This window comes from Hymenobacter latericoloratus (assembly GCF_014199535.1).
GTDB lineage: Bacteria > Bacteroidota > Bacteroidia > Cytophagales > Hymenobacteraceae > Hymenobacter > Hymenobacter latericoloratus.
In genome coordinates this window covers 503,065-519,235 of the sequence record NZ_JACHNV010000003.1, presented here as the reverse complement: position 1 = coordinate 519,235, position 16,171 = coordinate 503,065, and the positions used below count along the sequence as shown (strand labels likewise).

Below are 16,171 nucleotides of genomic sequence, written 5' to 3'. Positions count from 1 at the left end.
GTTACAGGGCGTAGTGGTGGGCGTGAAATACTGCGGCCGAGAAGCCGCGGGGCGTGAGGCTGCGCAGGTTGGCGCGGTTCTTTGACTGAGGCACCTTATCCACCATCGAGCCCTTGACGGGAAAGACGGGGCGTTTCTCGGGCATCCGGAAGCCGTGGCCGGTCCAGAGGCAGGTGCGCTTGGTATAGGCTTCAACTCCGGGGTCGGGCAGCCAGCCGGCGTACTCGCACGGGTCGAACTGGTAGCAGGGCTCCCCGAAGTAGTGGCGCAGCTGCCCGCGCGGGTTTTCGATGAAGTAGGGCGCGCCCAGCTGGTGGCAGAGGTCATCGGCCGCGCCGACCAGGTCCAGGGAGGCAGCCAGGGCCCGCAGGCCCTTGACCTTGAACAAGTGGGCACCGGCGTTGCTCAGGTCGGTACAGGGCGGGAAGGCCGCTACGAAAGCCACCGGGCCGGCCGGGGGCACGAAGCGGCGCACGTCGCCGCCGACCAGGCACACATTGCCCATCCACGTCTGGCCGGGCGGGTGCTGCACATCCACGCAGTAGCAGGTGTAGCCGGCGGCGGCCCAGGGCTCCACGAAGCGGCCGGAGTGGTCGAACAGGGAAATGACGGTCGGGCTCACGCGGCGGCTACCTGCAGGGTAGGACGATAGTAGCGGCGCGGGTAGGCGTCGAGCACGGACTGGTGGAAGCCCCAATCCTTTTCGTTGAGGCGCACCCCCTGGAGGCGGCCGGCGCGGCGGGCCCGCAGCAGGGCACTGACGGAAAGGCCGAGGTAGGCAGCCGCCTGGGCGGTGGTCAGCACCTGGTCAGGCTTGGCGGTGGTGGCCATGGTGCGGGCAGCTTCGGCCTGCTCCAGCTTGTCGAGGCGGGCCAGGTGGGCGCGCCACTCCGTTTCGGGAATGATGATAACGGCCTGCATGGCTACGCTTCGGCAATGAGCTGGCGGGCCCGCTCCTGCACTTGTCGGCGACGGGCAAACTCCTCTTCGGCTACTTCCAGAAATACATCCACTACCTCCTTACGCGCCTCGTCGTCGGCAATGATTTGGTAGAGGCGGGACTGGCTGAGTTTGACCCCGCGCTCTTTTAAGCGGGCCAGCGTGTCTGCTATTACAGTGTGCTTACGGCCAAGCTTTTGTAGCACTTGCTGCAATATTCCCGTTTCTTTCTCTTTTTGTTCCATGCTGTTTCCTGTATATTTGTATATTGCCTACGAAAGACCGTTGCTTTGTGATGTAAATATACTTACATCACAAAGCAAAATATACATCAAAACAGTAAACGAAATGAAAACCCCTGATACTGAGGCTGAAAAAAGGCCTGAAATAGTCCAGCGGGTGCAGCAAGTGCTGCGGCATTACGGCCTGAACGCCAGCAGTGCTACCCAGAAACTGGGATATAGCACGACCAGCAAGCTGTACAACATCCTGAAAGGCTCGGAGCCCAGCTATCCTACTTTGGTGGACTTCCTGCGTCAGTGGCCGGATTTATCGCCGGAGTGGCTGATGCTGGGTCAGGGGCCCATGCTGCGGGGCGAAGGGAGCGGTACTCCAGCGTCGGCGCGCCAGCGAGCAGCCGCTGGTGAGCAAGCGGCGGTGAATAGTGGCGGGGTGCTGGTAGTCACGGTGGACCGCGAGGGCGAGGACAACGTGGAGCTGGTGCCGGTATCGGCCCAGGCCGGCTACACGGTGCAGCACAACGAGGCCGTATTCGTGAAAGACCTGCCGCGCTACCGCTTGCCCAAGTTTGAGCGGGGCAAGTTCCGGGCCTTTGAGGTGGCGGGGGATTCCATGGAGCCCACGCTGAACCACAACGACATTGTGGTGTGCTCCTACGTGGATAATTGGCGGCTGCTGGTGCCGGACGACATCTACGTGGTCGTCACGTCGGAATCGGTGATGCTCAAGCGCATCCGGGCGCGCATCACCAGCAAAGCCGACGAGGTGGTACTACACTCCGACAACCCGCACCGCCGGCCTTACCCGCTGGATGCCTCGGACATTACGGAGCTATGGCGGGTACGGGGCTACATCAGCACCTACTTACCCAGCGCGCCCGACGTGACGGTGGAGCGGCTGTGGGAGGTAATTGAGGCCTTGGGCTTCGATAAGGGCACCGTGCGGCGACATTTGGAGGAAGGCGCTACCTCTGACGCTACCCTATAAAAATGGACAGGCACTTATTTATATGTAAGCGCCTGATAAAGCAATAGTTACCGAGCATTTCGGCGTGGTCAGATGGATCCCGGCAGGGGGCTCAAAGAGAACGGAAACGCCTTGTAAATCAGTGGTTTACAAGGCGTTTTTTTAGTGCGCTTTGCGGGCCCGGATACGCGGCCTTTACCCTACGTTGTACTGCAGGGCCCGCAGGTTATCGATTGGGCCTTTGCCATCTCCCCCCACAACCGGCGGGAGAATCTGGTATTTGACAGCCCAAGCTATGCCAGCCAGTGAAGCGCGGCCGGCTAGGCTCCCAAGGTAGCTATGGGTACCCGCCGCGCTGTAACGAGGATGGCCCCCCCATTAGGTCCTGAGGGGGCAGCTTGGGGCAGATCTTGCTCAAGGCGCGACGGGGTTGGGAAGCCAGGGCAGCCTCTACGCCCGACGCCGGCCCCAGCTCGGCAATCTTTATCGTTGATGCAAAAGGCCCTATGCCGTACCTTGCACAACTTCTTCCGCTCCTTTTCGCCCCCTCCCACCCTATGCTTCAACTAGCAGGTCTTCCGCTATACTATGAAAATCCCATTGGCCGATTATATGAGCATCCCGACGGCTATGTGGTAGTAGATTACAATGCCGGCCAACGTCAGTTCAGCACGTTTCAGGCCTTTCTGAACCACCTGGAGAACCTGCTCAAACGCCGCGGCTGGAACAAGATGCTGGCCAACCAACGCCTGCTGACGCCTTTCAGCCCGGAAGAAAGCCACTGGATTCGGGAGCAGTGGCTAACGGTTTCTCACGCGCTACAGCGCGAGATGCTTGCGGCCGTGCTTCTACCCCAGGATGTATTTGCGCGCCTGTCGCTGAGTAATCTGATGCAGGGCGTGCAGCGCGAAGGAGTGCTGGTGTACCGCGTTTTTAACGATGCTCAGCAGGCTGCAGCGTGGCTCCATCAAACCAACTGACCAACCCTACCTAGTACGGTTGGGCTGCGTTTCAAAGACTGTACGGGTAGCCACCCGCGGTTCCCAGGCGAGATTCTGGAATCGGCGCATGGGCCTTTTCGCTACAGTCTCTTTTTAGCCCGAGCGTGCTGGCCCCAACAGCTGACCTCGTGCGCCCGCCGAATCCGGCCAAGGGACGTGGGGCTGCAGTTGTACTTTGGTATGTTTATTGCCCCGTCAGAAGAGCTTAATTTCTCTTTTGATGTCAGATACCGAAGTAGCTTTTCGTGCCGCTTTGCACGAGGAACAATTTTCTACCGCTGCCGTACTTCTGGCCCAGCTTATATCGGCCCGTTATTCCCAGCAGCCGCTTACCCTTGTGCAGGATATTCAGTTGCAGCGTACGTGCCTGGATCTGCTTAACCAGCGTTCCGTGTCGGGAGCCGAGGCCTTGATTAAGGCCGCCGGCCAGTGGCAGCAGCACTAGTTCGGTTTTTCCTTTGAAGGACCGGCAGTTGGGCTTCCTACCCCCTGCCGCTTCCCAAAGCCCCTGGCGGCTTGATAGGAGCGGTGTAGCACCAGCCGAACGATACATGCGTGCCCTCCCCCGGCACCCCTAGAAACCGGGCGCTGCTCCAGCACCGTTGCGGCAGCCGGAGCATCCGGTGCAAAGCCGGCTACTGCACAAAATAAGTGATACTTGACAACGGAGACCATTCCGTGGTGCGGCAGCGCCGGGCCGGCCGGGGCTGGCGGCGCGGCAGTGGGTGGGGCAAAGCCGCCAGCCGGAAGCGGGGCGGGGCCACGGCCGCCTGGCCCAGGGGTGGGCGGGCGGGCCCACCCGTAGCATTTTCGGCAAACAAGGCGGGCCGGCCGCACCGGTCGTACAGCCACCCGTGCTGCACCCAGCCCAGGTAACGCCCCTGCACCGTGTACAGCAGCTCCTGCTCAAACCACGCGACTATATTTCCTTTGGCATCGTAAATGGCCTGGCAGGCATCATCGGCGTACGCAACCGGCGTACCGGTAGCATTATACAGCGGAATCATGGAGTGGGGCTTCATATTCGCGCTATAAACGAGCGCCCCACCCCAACCGGATTTCCTCCCCCCCGTCGGAACCATGCAATTAGCCAGCGACAGGCGCCCAGCTCCTAAAGCCTGGCTTTAGATAGGTCCCTGATCGATGCGGCGCTCCAGCTGCTGCTGCACCGCCGGCGCCACGGCGGAAAGCAGATCGTAGCCCGTAGCGGCCTCAATGGCATCTACGCTGGTGCGATATTCTTCCCAGCTGGCCGTCAGGTTGTTGTCGTTGGGCATGGCAACGGCAATCACCCGGGTGTTGGCCGTCACGCGGGCGGCGTCATCGTCGCCGGTGGGCAGCATCACCACCACCTTCCATACGTGGGCCGGCACGGTTACGCGGCCCTGATCCAGGGTGGTTTTGTAGCCCTCGGAGCCGGTGCCGCCCCGGCCGTAGCTGCCGCATACCACGTACAGCTCGTGGGTACCATTCTGAAGCTGACGCCGGCAAAACTCCTCCAGCCCGGCCCAGGTGCGCTGGTTATTGCGCGGGGCCTGGGGCATCATGTTGGTCATCAGAAAGGTAGCCGAATTATCGGCGGTGGTGCTGGTGCGGTCGGCGGAGGGGCAATTATGGCCCCGATCAAAGCCGGAGCCGGAGTAGCTGGCACTCGTCACCCGGTACCAGGTAGTGGGCAGCTGGGTATCAGGCCGGAAGTTGTCTTGGCGGGCGGCACTGCCCAGCCAGCGGGTCGTCAGGTGCCAGCTTACCCAATTGGGTTTGCCCTGGTTGCGGTGGTAGGAAAGCGCAAACTGGGGCTTGATCAGCAGGTAGTTAGACGACATTTGCACGTCGGCCGTGGCCCCGCTGGGGTTGCCCAGGGTCAGGTGCTCCGATTCGGTAGCCGGGGCAGGGTCCGGGGATGAGCAGGACCAGGTGCCGGCCAGAGCCACCAGCCCCAGGGCGCGGCTCCCGCCCCGTCGCAGAGAAAAAAGAAAACGCATGCCGCAAAGGTAGCTCGGCGGGCCGAGTATGGCTCCGTGCCGCAGGGAGCCGCTGGCCTGACCCAAGCCAGGGCCGCAACGCCCGGGCCAGCCAGGGAGCGGAGCCGCGGTGCTGGATTTTTCGGCGCCGTTTCCCTTGCGTACCTTCCCCCATGATTCAACGCTTCCTGGGGTTGCTGCTGGCGGCCGTCGTGCTCACGAGTTCGGCCGGATGGGCTCAAAGCCCGCAAACCCGCGTGCTGCAACGGGCGCTACGCCACGCTTCCTCCGACACGGCCCGTACGCTGCTGCTGGCCGATCTGGCGGCAACGTACCGCTATTCACGCTTCGATTCGGTGCAGTGGTACGCCCGGCAGGGGCTGGCGCTGGCTCGTCGTATTGGCTACCGCAAAGGCGAAGGGCGCTGTCTTTCCCGCATTGCTCTGCTGCTGGGTGAGCGGGGGAATCTGCCCCAGGCCCTGCGTGTCGATCTGCAGGCCCTGCACCTGAATGAGGTCAGCCATGATCTGGAAGGCACGGCCCGCACCCTCAACCAAACGGGGCTGCTGTATTTTTCGCTGGATGACTACCGGCCCTCCCTGCAGTACTACTCCCGTGCCTGGCGCCTGTATCAGCAGGCTCACACCGCTGATACCTCCCAGCTGGTTAGCGTGCTCACGAACATGGGCGCCAGCTATGTTGGCCTGGGCCGCTACGACTCAGCCGCCTTCTTTCTGAACCGGGCCTGGGCGCTGACCCGCCGGGCGCGGACCCTGCACCAGAGCTGTTGGGGCACGCCCGCGCCCTACGTGCTGCGCGAGCTGGGCCTGCTACAGGTGGCGCTGGGCCGGCCGGAGGCGGCGCTCCGCTTTTACCGCCAGAGCGTACGGGCAGCCGCTCCCGAAAACGACCGGCGCAGCGCCAGTCGCTCCTACCAGTACATGGCCGAGCTTTACCACGCCCGTCAGCAGCCGGATTCCAGCATTTACTACGCCCGTAAGGCCCTGGTACTGGGCCAGTCCCTGCCCTTCACGGTGGGGATTGTGCGCAACAGCAAGCTACTGACGCGGGCCTTTGGCCGGCAGCAACAGCCCGACAGCACCCTCAAATACATGGGCCTGCTGCTGATGGCCCAGGACAGCCTGCACAACCCCCAGCGGATCAAGCAGCTCGATGCCATCGGTTTTGCTGAGCAGCAGCGCCTGCGCCAGCTGGAGGAAGAACGGGACAAGATGGCCGGCCAGATCCGGACGGCCGCCCTGCTGGCGGGCGTAGCCGTGCTGCTGCTGGTATCCGTGCTGCTGGGACGCAACAACCGCCAGCAGCAGCGGGCCAACCAGCGCCTGCAGAGCCTCAATGAGCAGGTAACCCACCAGGCCCGGCAGCTAACAGCCCAGCGCGACAACCTGGCCCGGACTCTGCAAGAGTTGAAAATAACCCAGAGCCAGCTAGTGCTGCGCGAGAAAATGGCTTCGCTGGGCGAACTGATGGCCGGCGTGGCCCACGAAATTCAGACCCCGGTAAGCTCCGCGCGCAAGTTTGCCGCCATCAGCGCCGAGCTCTGCACCGAGCTGCGCCACGAAGTCGCCCGGCTGATAACGCGCCCCTACGAGCGGGAGCTGCTGGATGAGATGCTGCAGAATCTGCTGCAGAACCAGACCCGCATCCTGCAGTTTGCCCAGCGCGCCGACTCCATCGTGCAGGGTATGCTGGAGTACTCCCAGGATGGCAGCGGGCCGCGCCAACCCACCAAGCTCAATGCTTTGGCCGAAGAATATCTTCGCTTAACCTACCACGACCTGCGCGCCAAGAACCGCTACTTCACCGCGGCCCTGTTGCTGCGCCTTGATCCGGCGGTGGGCTCGGTGCAGGTAGTCCGGCAAGACATCGGGCGGGCGCTGGTGGGCATTTTCAGCGCCGCCTTGCAGGCCGTGCTGCAGCGCCAGGCCGCAGCGGAAGCCGAGGATAACTACGTCCCCCAGGTAGAGCTGCACACCCGCCGCACCGCGGAAACGGTGGAGCTGCTGGTGCGCGACAACGGCCCCGGCCTCTCGGCCGAAGCAATGACCACGCTCTTTCAGCGCTTTCCCGAGCGGGACGGCTCCTCTGACCTGGGCCTACCCCTGAGCTATGATCTGATTACCAGGGGGCTCAAGGGGCAGCTTACGGCTACCAGTCAGCCGGGGCAGGGCACGGAGTACATGGTTACGTTGCCGCTGCCCCTGGATGCGGCTACCTGAGGCGCCCCGCGCTACTACCAAGTGCGCGCTGCTGCTCTCGTTTTGGGGGACCGGGAGGCTTACGGCGGCTAGCGGGAGCCTTCGGACGGCGGCTGTTTCCTGGTAGCACGCGCGGGCTGCTCATGTCACAAATCGTATTTTTTTGCTGTCTGTTTTCTGCTTTAGGCAGCCGCAAACCTGGCCTGATGCTTTTGAGGTCGTCTTTCCTGCCCGCACTGGCAGGAAGCCGCCCTGTCACAATCAGGGCTATTTTGACCTTGCCGGCAAGGCACAGGCCCCGCACATTTGCTTATCCCTCCGGTAGTCAGGATGTCCTTGCTCCTGCCTCCGAAACCGTTCCCGTTCCTTTTCCACAACCAATGCCCAAAGGCCAGAGCTATCCGCTCTGGCCTTTGGGCATTGGCCCCCGATTACTTTACCCCACGGAACGCGACACAATGTGCCGTATGTTTGCAGGATCATGAAAGCTTCTGCTGATTCCCTTACTTCCGTGCTGGCCCAGCACGGGCTGCGCCAGACTCCGGTCCGGCGTGGGGTACTGCGGCTACTGGCCGGCTCTCCTTTTGCCCTTACCAGCCACGAGCTGGAACAGGCCCTGGGCGATGATACGGACCGGATTACCCTCTACCGGACCCTTAAAACGTTTGAGGAGAAAGGCCTGATTCACCGGGTTATCGACAATACCGACGTTATCCGGTACGCGGCCTGCTCTGACCACTGCAGCGAGCACGCCCACTCCGATGACCACGTGCACTTCAAATGCACCCAGTGCCAGCACACCTACTGCCTCGACCACGTGACCATTCCGCCTGTCCTGCTTCCCCAGGGGTTCCGGGTGGAGTCGCGCGACTACCTGCTGGCCGGGGTGTGCCAGCAGTGCCAGGGGTCGGCATAGCCGTTTTCTTTTGCCGAAAAACAGAAAGGCCCACCGGTTATCCGGCGGGCCTTTCTGTTTGCACTAGTTCCTACCCCCCTGCTAGTGCCCACGGGCCAGCAGGGCAATGCCTACCACAATGCTGACCAGGCCCAAAGCCTGTGGCCATGACAATGCCTCCCGGAGCACTACCAGGCCCAAAACGGCCGTCAGGAGCACCGAGCCGCCCACAATCACCGGCGTACCCACCGAAGAAGGCACGCCCCGGCTGAATACCACAAACGTCAGGATTTCGGCCAGGCCTACCCCCAGCCCGGCGGCAATAGCCAAGCCAGCTCCCTTACCACTTACCTCCAGAGGCTGCCCTTTCAGGCGCAGCCACAGCAGCCACAGGCCGCCCAAGGCGGCGGCCACCAGCTGCAGAATGACCGCGCCCGCCGCCGCCGAAATGTGGTCGGCGGCCAGCTTGATAAAGAAGTTATAAAAGGCCAGGCACAGGGCCGTGAGCAGGGCCAGCAGAAGCCACTGCATGCTACTCGGCCGCTAAACGGGCCAGCAGTTCCTGCTGCAGCTGCTGCCAGTTCTCATACTCCGCCGATTCGGCCCAGCGGGCCTGCAGGGCCGAGCTGTTCAGCACGGCTTCTACCGCTTCCTGAGCTAGTTCGGCCAGGTCTTCATCGGCCTCCATGCCATTCACGGCCAGGGTTAGGCCCGGTAGAAAATCGGGGGTAGGGTGCCCGTGAATAGCCGCCACGATTTCGGCGGCGGCCAGGGCCTGGCTGGCTTCCTCCTCGTCCAGCTCTTCCTCGGCCTCGGCGGCGGTGGCCAGCACTTCGTAGAGCAGCGCTTCGTTGGGGTTGCTGCGGAATTCCTCGGCCAGGTCGGCCGCGGCATCGTTGTCGAAATTATGGTAGTCCCAGGTGGCCATGTATTAAAATTAGGGTTGTCGCGCTATCAGTCGCTTTAAGATTTTATTACGCCATAGCAGCTGTGATGAAACAAATACGGTTACGAGAAAATACCAAAGGGGGTAGTCTTGAGTAATAGCCCAGTAGATGAACGGGCTACCAATGATGAGGCATTCCAGGAGTAGCCCACCAGTCAGTGTTTTCTGCTGAGAGGGAAAAGAGCCGCTCGTCACACCCAGGTAAATCAAGGTATCGAGCCCTAGTACTGCTGCCAGAAAAAGGGGCCACACTACAATTCCATAGCCTAGAATAATGAGCAGAGGCCCTAGAACAACATTTTCGTAGAGGTTAAACCTGCTCCCACTTTCTAGTATAGCGGCCCCTACACAAACGATATAGGTGGCACCGGCCAGACAAACACAGTTTATCCAGTTCGTCGCAGCAAACTGCCAATACCGCTTCCAGCTTCTCACTTAAACTTCTCCTTCAGCAGCTCCACCTCAATGGCGGGCGAAATCTTCTCGTAGAGGATGTGGTAGGCCGCCGCCGTGATGGGCATGTTCACCTGCAGCTTGCGGTTCATTTCATAGATGCTTTTCACGGCGTAGTACCCTTCGGCAATCATATTCATTTCCAGTTGGGCCGATTTCACGGAGTAGCCCCGGCCCACCATGCTGCCGAAGGTGCGGTTGCGCGAAAACTGCGAGTAGGCCGTTACGAGCAAATCGCCGAGGTAGGCGGAGGCCGAGAGGTCGCGGGGCTGGGGGTTCACGGCGTGCACGAAGCGGCGGATTTCCTGCACCGCGTTGCTGACCAGCACGGCCTGAAAATTGTCGCCGTACCCGAGGCCGTGGGCAATGCCGCAGGTTAGGGCAATGATGTTTTTCATCACGGCACAGTATTCAATGCCATCCAGGTCCTGGGCGGGATTGGCCTTCACGTAGCGGTTGCGCAGCAGGCGGCTAAAGTCCTCGGCCAGCTCCGCGTCGGGCGAGCCGATGGTGAGGTAGCTCTGCTTCTCCAGGGCTACCTCCTCGGCGTGGCAGGGGCCGGCCACTACCCCCAGGCGGGCGTGCGAAAGCCGAAACCGCTCGGCCACGTAATCCGTCACCAGCACGTTCTTGCCCGGAATCATGCCTTTGATGGCCGAAATAATCCGCTTATGCTTCAGGGCGTCGCGGTCCAGCTTATCGAGAGTGCTTTGCACGAAGGCGGCCGGCACGGCCAGCACCAGCCAGTCGGCTTCCCGCACGGCGTCTTCCAGATCGGTGGTCGGGAATACGCGGTTCAGGTCATGGGCCACGGAGGAGAGGTAGCGGGGGTTGTGGCGGGTGCGCAGCAGGTGCTGCACGTCGTCCTTGCTGCGCATCCACCAGTGGACGCGGCTGCCATTTTCAGCGAGAATTTTGGTCAGCGCGGTGGCCCAGGAGCCGCCGCCAAGCATGGCTATTTTTTCCAAGGGGTGGGAAAGTGGGAAGGTGGTGGATTGGTGAGCTGGTGAGGTTATCGTTCAGATGGCGCAGAACCGTGTCACCTGAACGACAAACTCATCATCTCACCGCTACGTCAATCTTAGGTAAAAAAAACGGAAGGCCGCCCCTGCGTGCTGCAAGAGCGGCCTTCCGGCAGGGGTTAGCGGCTCAAGCTGAGCCAGTAACTTTTCTTATCGAGAAGCTTACTCTCCCCCGCCGTCTTCCTTCAAAGCGGCTTTGTCGAGGGTCTTAACATCCTTGATAACCACCAGGGCGCCATCCTTGAGGGTTTTGGATACGGCCCGGAACGGCCCGCTCACGACCTGGTCGCCGGCCTGAATACCGCTCACGATTTCCATGTTCTGGAAGTCGCTGATGCCGGTTTTCACGGGCGTCAGCACGGCCTTGCCGTTGCGGATTAGGAACACCACTTCCTGCACGTCGTCCTTGGGGCCGGCGGCCGGCGCGGGGGTAGCGCCGCCGCTACCGCCCCGGCCCACGCGCACAGTCGGGGCCGACTTCTGGTCATCCTTGGCGGTGCGGGCGCTGTCGGAGCGGGTCGTAACGGCGGCCAGGGGCACGCTGAGCACGTTGGCTTTGCGGTTGGTAATAACGTCCACGGAAGCCGTCATGCCGGGGCGGAACGGCACCACCGTGCGGCCCTTGATGGTGCGGGTCAGGTTGCGGTAAGATTCCGGCAGCAGACGGATGCGCACTTCAAACTCGGTGACGGCTTCGGCCGTGAGGGCGTCCTTGGCCGTGTTGGCAATGGCCGTCACGATGCCCCGGAATTTCTGGTCCTGGCTGGCGTAGGAGTCCACCTCCACCTCGGCCGAGTCGCCCAAATCCACGTTGATGATGTCGTTTTCGTTCACGCTTACCCGCACCTCCATGTTGTTGAGGTTGGCAATGCGCATAATCTCGGTACCGGCCATCTGAGAGGTACCTACTACCCGCTCGCCCTTCTTCACATTGAGCTTGCTTACCGTGCCGCTTACGGGGGCGTAGATGGTGGTTTTATCGAGGTTACGACGAGCTTCCTCCAGGCCGGCCCGGGCGCTGCGCACGCTGCTCTGGGCCGCCCGGATGTTCTGGCGGGCCGAGTTGATTTCCTCCTGGGAGGCATCGTAAGCGGCCTTGCTGGCTTCGTAATCGGCCTGCGAAATCACCTTCTGCTTGTAGAGCGAGGCATTGCGGCGGTAGGTCAGCTCGGTCTGGCGGGCGCTGGCAATCAGCTGCTGCAGGCGAGCCTGGCTCTGGGCCACGTTGGCTTGCTGGGTGCCTACCACGGCGCTCTGCTGGCTAACCACGGCTTGGTAGTTATCGGGGCGGATGCGCAGCAGCAGTTGGCCCTTCTGCACCGAGTCGCCTTCCTCCACGTAGAGCTCCGTGATTTCACCCGAAACGTCGGGCGAGATTTTCACTTCCGTTTCGGGCTGCACTTTGCCCGAGGCGCTGACCTTCTCCACAATGGTAGCCGGCGCGGCTTTGGCTGCCAGCACCTCGGTGCCAGCCGGCTTACCGATCCAGCCCTGTTTTTTCGCCACCACGATGCCGCCAATCAGTACCAGTACAATAGCCAGCAGAATGTACAGGGTGCGGTTATTTCGCATAAAATCAATGAGTGAATGAGTGAATGAGCGCATGAGTAAATAAGTGAATAGCGGGTATCTCTTCGTACCACTCTTCTTCCCTTGTTTACTTATTACAGCTGAATGGGACGCCCCTGGTAGAAATCCAGCACTTTGCGGCGGAAGATGAACTCGTACTTGGCCTGAATCATGGTCGATTCGGCGGCGGTGAGGTTGTTCTTGGCAATGTTGAACTCCGTGCCGTTGAGCAGGCCATTGTTGAAACGGATTTCGGCGTTGCGGTAGGCCGTGGTGAGAGCCTCCACCTGGCGGCGCGAGGAAAGGTAGCGGCGCTGGGCGGCAATGGCGTCGGCGTAGGCCTGCTGAATGCTCTGGCGCAGCTGCAGGCGCGTCTGCTCGGCGCGCAGCTCCTGCTGCTGAATATTGATCTGGGCCCGCTGCACGCCGGTGCGGATCTGCAGGCCGTTCAGAATCGGGATTTGCAGCGAAAACTGCAGGCTTTTACCCAGGTTATCCTTGAGCTGGCTGGAAAAGCTGGAGGGCAGTAGCTCCGGAATGGCCTGCTTGGGCTGCAGCAGAAAGTACTGCGAAGGCACGGGCTGGCCGGCCGTACCGGGCTGAAATACGGGCACCGCCACGGCATCCGTGGAGTCGCCGTTGAACACCCGCGCCAGCCGCGAAGAAGAGAAACCGGTGAAAATACCGGCCCCGAACGCCAAGCGGGGGTAGTAGCCGCCACGGGCAATATCGAGGCTGCTCTGGGCCGAGCGCACGCGCAGGTCGGCGGCTTTGATTTCGGGCAGCAGGCTCTGGGCCGTCTGGTAGGTGCCGTCGGGATCGGCCTCCAGCAGGGGCTCATCGTCGGGGTCGGCCAGTGGGGGCACCTCAATCTGGAATCCGGTGGGCGAAGGCAGGTTCAGTAGCTGGGTCAGCGAGAGCCGGGCCAGGTCGCGCTGGTTCTGGGCCGTAATCACGTTCAGCTCGTCGCTGGCCAGCTGGGCCTGAATATCGAGCAGGTTGCTTTCCGGAATGGAGCCGGCCCGCAGAAGCTTCTGGGTGCGCTCTACCTGGGCCTGGGTGCTGCTCACGCGCACCTCGTTGGTGCGCACCAGCTCCTCGGCCAGTACCAGCTGCAGAAAGGCCGAGGCCACGTTCAGGGCCAGATCGTTGCGCGACTTCTCAATATCCAGGCCGCTGGCCTGCGAGTCGAGGGCGTTGCGCTTGACCGTATTGCGCAGCTGAAACCCCGAAAACAGGGTCACCTGGGAGTTGGCCGAGAAGTTGTTCGAGCGAATGGTCTGGCTTACGAAGTCGTTGGTCAGGGGGTCGAGGCTGGTACCGTAGTTCCAGGCCTGGGTGCCGGAGATATTAGCCGAGGGAAGCAGGGCGGCCCGGCTCTGGCGCAGGGTGGCGTTCTGCAGCTCCGAGGTCAGTTGCTGCTGGCGCACCGTCAGGTTATTCTGCAGGGCGTAGTCGATGGCCCGCTGCAGGGTCCAGGGCCCGGTAGGAGTTGCGGCCCGCAGCGTACCCGCCGGGGGCTGGGCGGGAGCCGTGGGCGTCGTAGTCTGGGCCCGCGCCGATCCGTCGGCCAGCAATCCGGCCGACACGCTCATCAGCAGCCAGTAAAAACGCTTCATAGGGAGAGGAAATGAGGCAGTAACAGGTAGGAGACACCGCAGTCCGGCGCGGTGGCCCTGGCCACCAAAGGTATCAGTCTGCCGACGTAGCATGGACAGAAATCAACCAACCCGGTGAAATTTGCCCTTAACCGGAGCGGCCGGGCGCTTAGTTAGTCAATAGTAGGAATATAGGTAACGCGGTGCACCCAGCGCAGCTGCCGCAGGTAGTCCAGGGTGATGTCGCGCAGGCCGGAGTCAATTTCGATGAACTGCCGGGCCGCGTCGTTTTTGCCTTTCCGCGACACGAACATGGTGGCAATGTTGCACTCATCATGCGCAATGACGGAGGCAATAAAGGCAATGGAGCCCGGCACGTCGTCGGCGTCGATGATGAGCGTATGCAGGGAGGCGGAGAAGTCCGACGGAAAGCCATCTACCTCCACAATCCGGATGACGCCCCCGCCCCGGCTCTGCCCGATAACCTCCACGGCCTGGCCGGTCCGCTCGTCGCGCAGCTGCAGCCGGATGGTGTTGGGGTGCATGGTAGAGGCATTGCCTATCCCCTGAAACGTGTACTGCAGGCCGGCTTCCTTGGCGTGGTCGAAGGCCTCGCGGATGCGCACATCGTCGGTGGGCATGCCCAGCAGGCCGGCCACAATGGCGCGGTCGGAGCCGTGACCCTCGTAGGTACGGGCAAAGGAGTTGTAGAACGTGATGGTGGCGTGGGTGGGGCTGCTGCCCAGGATGCGGATAGCGGCGCGGGCAATGCGCACGACCCCGGCCGTGTGGGAGGAGCTGGGCCCGATCATTACGGGCCCAATCATATCGAAAATGCTGGATTTCTCTGCCATTGCGTAAATATAGGTGATGGGGGGAATGGTGAGGAGGTGAGGAGGTAAATGGGGAGGAGGTCAGGGGAAACGGGCGGGCAGACTTCTGGCCGGCGGCCAGGCGTCTGCCCGCCGGCCAATGGGGCAAGTCTCCTGACTTGCGGCCGCCAACGGCGGCCTCCTCGCGTGTGGGCCGTGTGGGCGTACCCGGCGGCTGGCTTAGAACCTGACAACGAAGGCTAGCGGCGCGAGCATGTCGTGCCGGTGATCTTTAATGCCGGAAGAGGGGTAGGAGTTTGCCAACGACCCACACGGCGCGGACGCGAGGAGGCCGCCGTTGGCGGCCGCAAGTCGGGAGACTTGCCCCATTGGCCGGCGGGCAGACGCCTGGCCGCCGGCCAGAAGTCTGCCGCCCGTTTCCCCTGACCTCCTCACCTCCTCACCCCATCATCCAAATCACCATCTTTGCAGCCTAGTACCCTTCCGCCCTACTCCTATGACCTCTCCGGAATCTGAATTCTCGCCTGCGGTGCTGGCGCAGCTGCGGCGCCTGCAGGAACGCTACTCCGCCGACGACCAGGACCTGGCCGCCTACCTCGAAGGCCTGTACCACACCCGTTACCTGGGTTACTGGGACTACATTCAGCTGGATACCCTGCTGAGTTTGCAGCGCCCCCTGACCAAGATTCCGGATGAGAAGATTTTCATCATCTATCATCAGATAACTGAGCTGTACTTCCAGCTCTGCCTCTGCGAGTACGAGCAGCTGGGCGACCTCACTACCCCCACCGTGGACGAGATAGTGCTGCGCGTGGGCCGGATTAACCGCTACTTCGAAAACCTGATCGACTCGTTTGATGTGATGGTGGACGGCATGGATAAGCAGCAGTTTCTGGAGTTCCGGATGGCCCTGATGCCGGCCTCGGGCTTCCAGAGCGTGCAGTACCGCATGATTGAGCTGGCTAGTACCAGCCTCAGCAACCTCGTGCCCGAGGAGCGCCGCCGCCTGCTGGGCGAGGCCGCCGCCCACGACGAGCTGATGGGCTGCATCTACTGGAAATCGGGGGCGACGGTGGTGGAAACCGGGGCCAAGGCGCTTACCCTGGTGGAATTTGAGAAGAAGTACGCCGACAAGCTGCTGGAGCACGCCCGCCACTTTGAGGGGCGCAACGTGTGGGCCGTGGTGCAGCGCCTGCCGCCCGGCCCCACCGGCCAGGAGCACCCGCGCCTGTTGCGCCAGCTCAAGCAGCTGGATGTGTGCGTGAATGTAAATTGGCCCCTGATGCACTACAAGTCGGCGGTGCGCTACCTGGAGCGCCGCCCCGAGGCCATTGCCGCCACCGGGGGCACCAACTGGAAGCAGTACCTGCCTCCCAAGTTTCAGCGCCGCATCTTCTACCCCCAGCTCTGGACCGCGCAGGATTTGGAAGACTGGGGCAAAGGCTGGGTGGAAAGCGTGCTGGGCGGGGAGTAAAAAAGCTGTATGTATATTCGGCGGAGCAATAGCTCCGCCGTTTTTATTATGC

The 16,171-nt window shown here is 62.0% G+C and carries 17 protein-coding genes; 6 read left to right on the top strand and 11 right to left on the bottom strand.

Features of this window, described 5'->3' with window-relative positions:
• Nucleotide 1: 1 nt before the first annotated feature.
• Genes GGU46_RS12710 through GGU46_RS12700 form a run of 3 tightly spaced genes read right to left on the bottom strand, consistent with a single transcriptional unit; the run spans nucleotide 2 to nucleotide 1,145 of the window.
• Entirely contained in the window at nucleotides 2-622 is a 621-nt protein-coding gene (locus tag GGU46_RS12710) for a hypothetical protein (protein WP_183403903.1), read from the bottom strand.
• Nucleotides 619-921 (bottom strand): helix-turn-helix domain-containing protein, encoded by a 303-nt coding sequence (locus tag GGU46_RS12705; protein WP_183403902.1) that lies wholly within the window; start codon nucleotides 919-921, stop codon nucleotides 619-621. The genes GGU46_RS12710 and GGU46_RS12705 overlap by 4 nt, the downstream gene beginning before the upstream one ends.
• Before the next feature lie 2 nt (nucleotides 922-923).
• Nucleotides 924-1,145 (bottom strand): hypothetical protein, encoded by a 222-nt coding sequence (locus GGU46_RS12700; protein WP_183403901.1) that lies wholly within the window; start codon nucleotides 1,143-1,145, stop codon nucleotides 924-926.
• 142 nt (nucleotides 1,146-1,287) lie between these two features.
• Here GGU46_RS12700 and GGU46_RS12695 point away from each other — a divergent pair, with 142 nt between their 5' ends.
• The 3 genes from GGU46_RS12695 to GGU46_RS12685 all read left to right on the top strand — a co-directional run bounded on the left by GGU46_RS12695 (nucleotide 1,288) and on the right by GGU46_RS12685 (nucleotide 3,591).
• Nucleotides 1,288-2,166, top strand: a complete 879-nt coding sequence (locus GGU46_RS12695) for a S24 family peptidase (protein WP_183403900.1) — start codon at nucleotides 1,288-1,290, stop codon at nucleotides 2,164-2,166.
• Between the two features lie 536 nt (nucleotides 2,167-2,702).
• On the top strand, nucleotides 2,703-3,125 hold the full coding sequence (locus tag GGU46_RS12690) for a hypothetical protein (protein ID WP_183403899.1): 423 nt from the start codon (nucleotides 2,703-2,705) through the stop codon (nucleotides 3,123-3,125).
• Between the two features lie 241 nt (nucleotides 3,126-3,366).
• Nucleotides 3,367-3,591: a hypothetical protein gene (locus tag GGU46_RS12685; protein ID WP_183403898.1), complete on the top strand. Its 225-nt coding sequence runs from the start codon at nucleotides 3,367-3,369 to the stop codon at nucleotides 3,589-3,591.
• A 190-nt stretch (nucleotides 3,592-3,781) separates the two neighbouring features.
• Here GGU46_RS12685 and GGU46_RS12680 read toward each other — a convergent pair whose 3' ends face one another.
• Both GGU46_RS12680 and GGU46_RS12675 read right to left on the bottom strand, forming a co-directional pair.
• Nucleotides 3,782-4,168, bottom strand: coding sequence for a 4-fold beta flower protein (locus tag GGU46_RS12680; protein ID WP_183403897.1), 387 nt, complete (start codon nucleotides 4,166-4,168; stop codon nucleotides 3,782-3,784).
• A 102-nt stretch (nucleotides 4,169-4,270) separates the two neighbouring features.
• Nucleotides 4,271-5,131 (bottom strand): DNA/RNA non-specific endonuclease, encoded by an 861-nt coding sequence (locus GGU46_RS12675; protein WP_183403896.1) that lies wholly within the window; start codon nucleotides 5,129-5,131, stop codon nucleotides 4,271-4,273.
• Between the two features lie 152 nt (nucleotides 5,132-5,283).
• Here GGU46_RS12675 and GGU46_RS12670 point away from each other — a divergent pair, with 152 nt between their 5' ends.
• A complete protein-coding gene (locus GGU46_RS12670) occupies nucleotides 5,284-7,350 on the top strand; it encodes a tetratricopeptide repeat-containing sensor histidine kinase (RefSeq protein ID WP_183403895.1) in 2,067 nt (688 codons plus the stop codon).
• Between the two features lie 460 nt (nucleotides 7,351-7,810).
• Nucleotides 7,811-8,245, top strand: coding sequence for a Fur family transcriptional regulator (locus GGU46_RS12665; RefSeq protein WP_183403894.1), 435 nt, complete (start codon nucleotides 7,811-7,813; stop codon nucleotides 8,243-8,245).
• Between the two features lie 81 nt (nucleotides 8,246-8,326).
• Here the strand turns inward: GGU46_RS12665 and GGU46_RS12660 are convergent, their stop codons facing one another.
• The 6 genes from GGU46_RS12660 to sdaAB all read right to left on the bottom strand — a co-directional run bounded on the left by GGU46_RS12660 (nucleotide 8,327) and on the right by sdaAB (nucleotide 14,666).
• Entirely contained in the window at nucleotides 8,327-8,755 is a 429-nt protein-coding gene (locus tag GGU46_RS12660) for an EamA family transporter (protein ID WP_183403893.1), read from the bottom strand.
• A gap of 1 nt (nucleotide 8,756) precedes the next feature.
• Complete coding sequence (locus GGU46_RS12655; RefSeq protein WP_183403892.1) at nucleotides 8,757-9,152, bottom strand: DUF4259 domain-containing protein; 396 nt, start codon at nucleotides 9,150-9,152, stop codon at nucleotides 8,757-8,759.
• Nucleotides 9,153-9,601: 449 nt separating this feature from the next.
• The gene (locus GGU46_RS12650; RefSeq protein ID WP_246398988.1) at nucleotides 9,602-10,591 is read right to left on the bottom strand and encodes an NAD(P)H-dependent glycerol-3-phosphate dehydrogenase; all 990 of its coding nucleotides are present in this window, start codon (nucleotides 10,589-10,591) and stop codon (nucleotides 9,602-9,604) included.
• A 216-nt stretch (nucleotides 10,592-10,807) separates the two neighbouring features.
• Entirely contained in the window at nucleotides 10,808-12,250 is a 1,443-nt protein-coding gene (locus GGU46_RS12645; protein WP_246398989.1) for an efflux RND transporter periplasmic adaptor subunit, read from the bottom strand.
• 59 nt (nucleotides 12,251-12,309) lie between these two features.
• Entirely contained in the window at nucleotides 12,310-13,833 is a 1,524-nt protein-coding gene (locus tag GGU46_RS12640) for a TolC family protein (protein WP_183403891.1), read from the bottom strand.
• 152 nt (nucleotides 13,834-13,985) lie between these two features.
• Nucleotides 13,986-14,666, bottom strand: a complete 681-nt coding sequence (sdaAB, locus tag GGU46_RS12635; RefSeq protein WP_183403890.1) for an L-serine ammonia-lyase, iron-sulfur-dependent subunit beta — start codon at nucleotides 14,664-14,666, stop codon at nucleotides 13,986-13,988.
• Nucleotides 14,667-15,141: 475 nt separating this feature from the next.
• On the opposite strand from sdaAB, the gene GGU46_RS12630 reads away from it, so the two are divergent.
• A complete protein-coding gene (locus tag GGU46_RS12630; RefSeq protein WP_183403889.1) occupies nucleotides 15,142-16,119 on the top strand; it encodes a tryptophan 2,3-dioxygenase family protein in 978 nt (325 codons plus the stop codon).
• Nucleotides 16,120-16,171 lie beyond the last annotated feature (52 nt).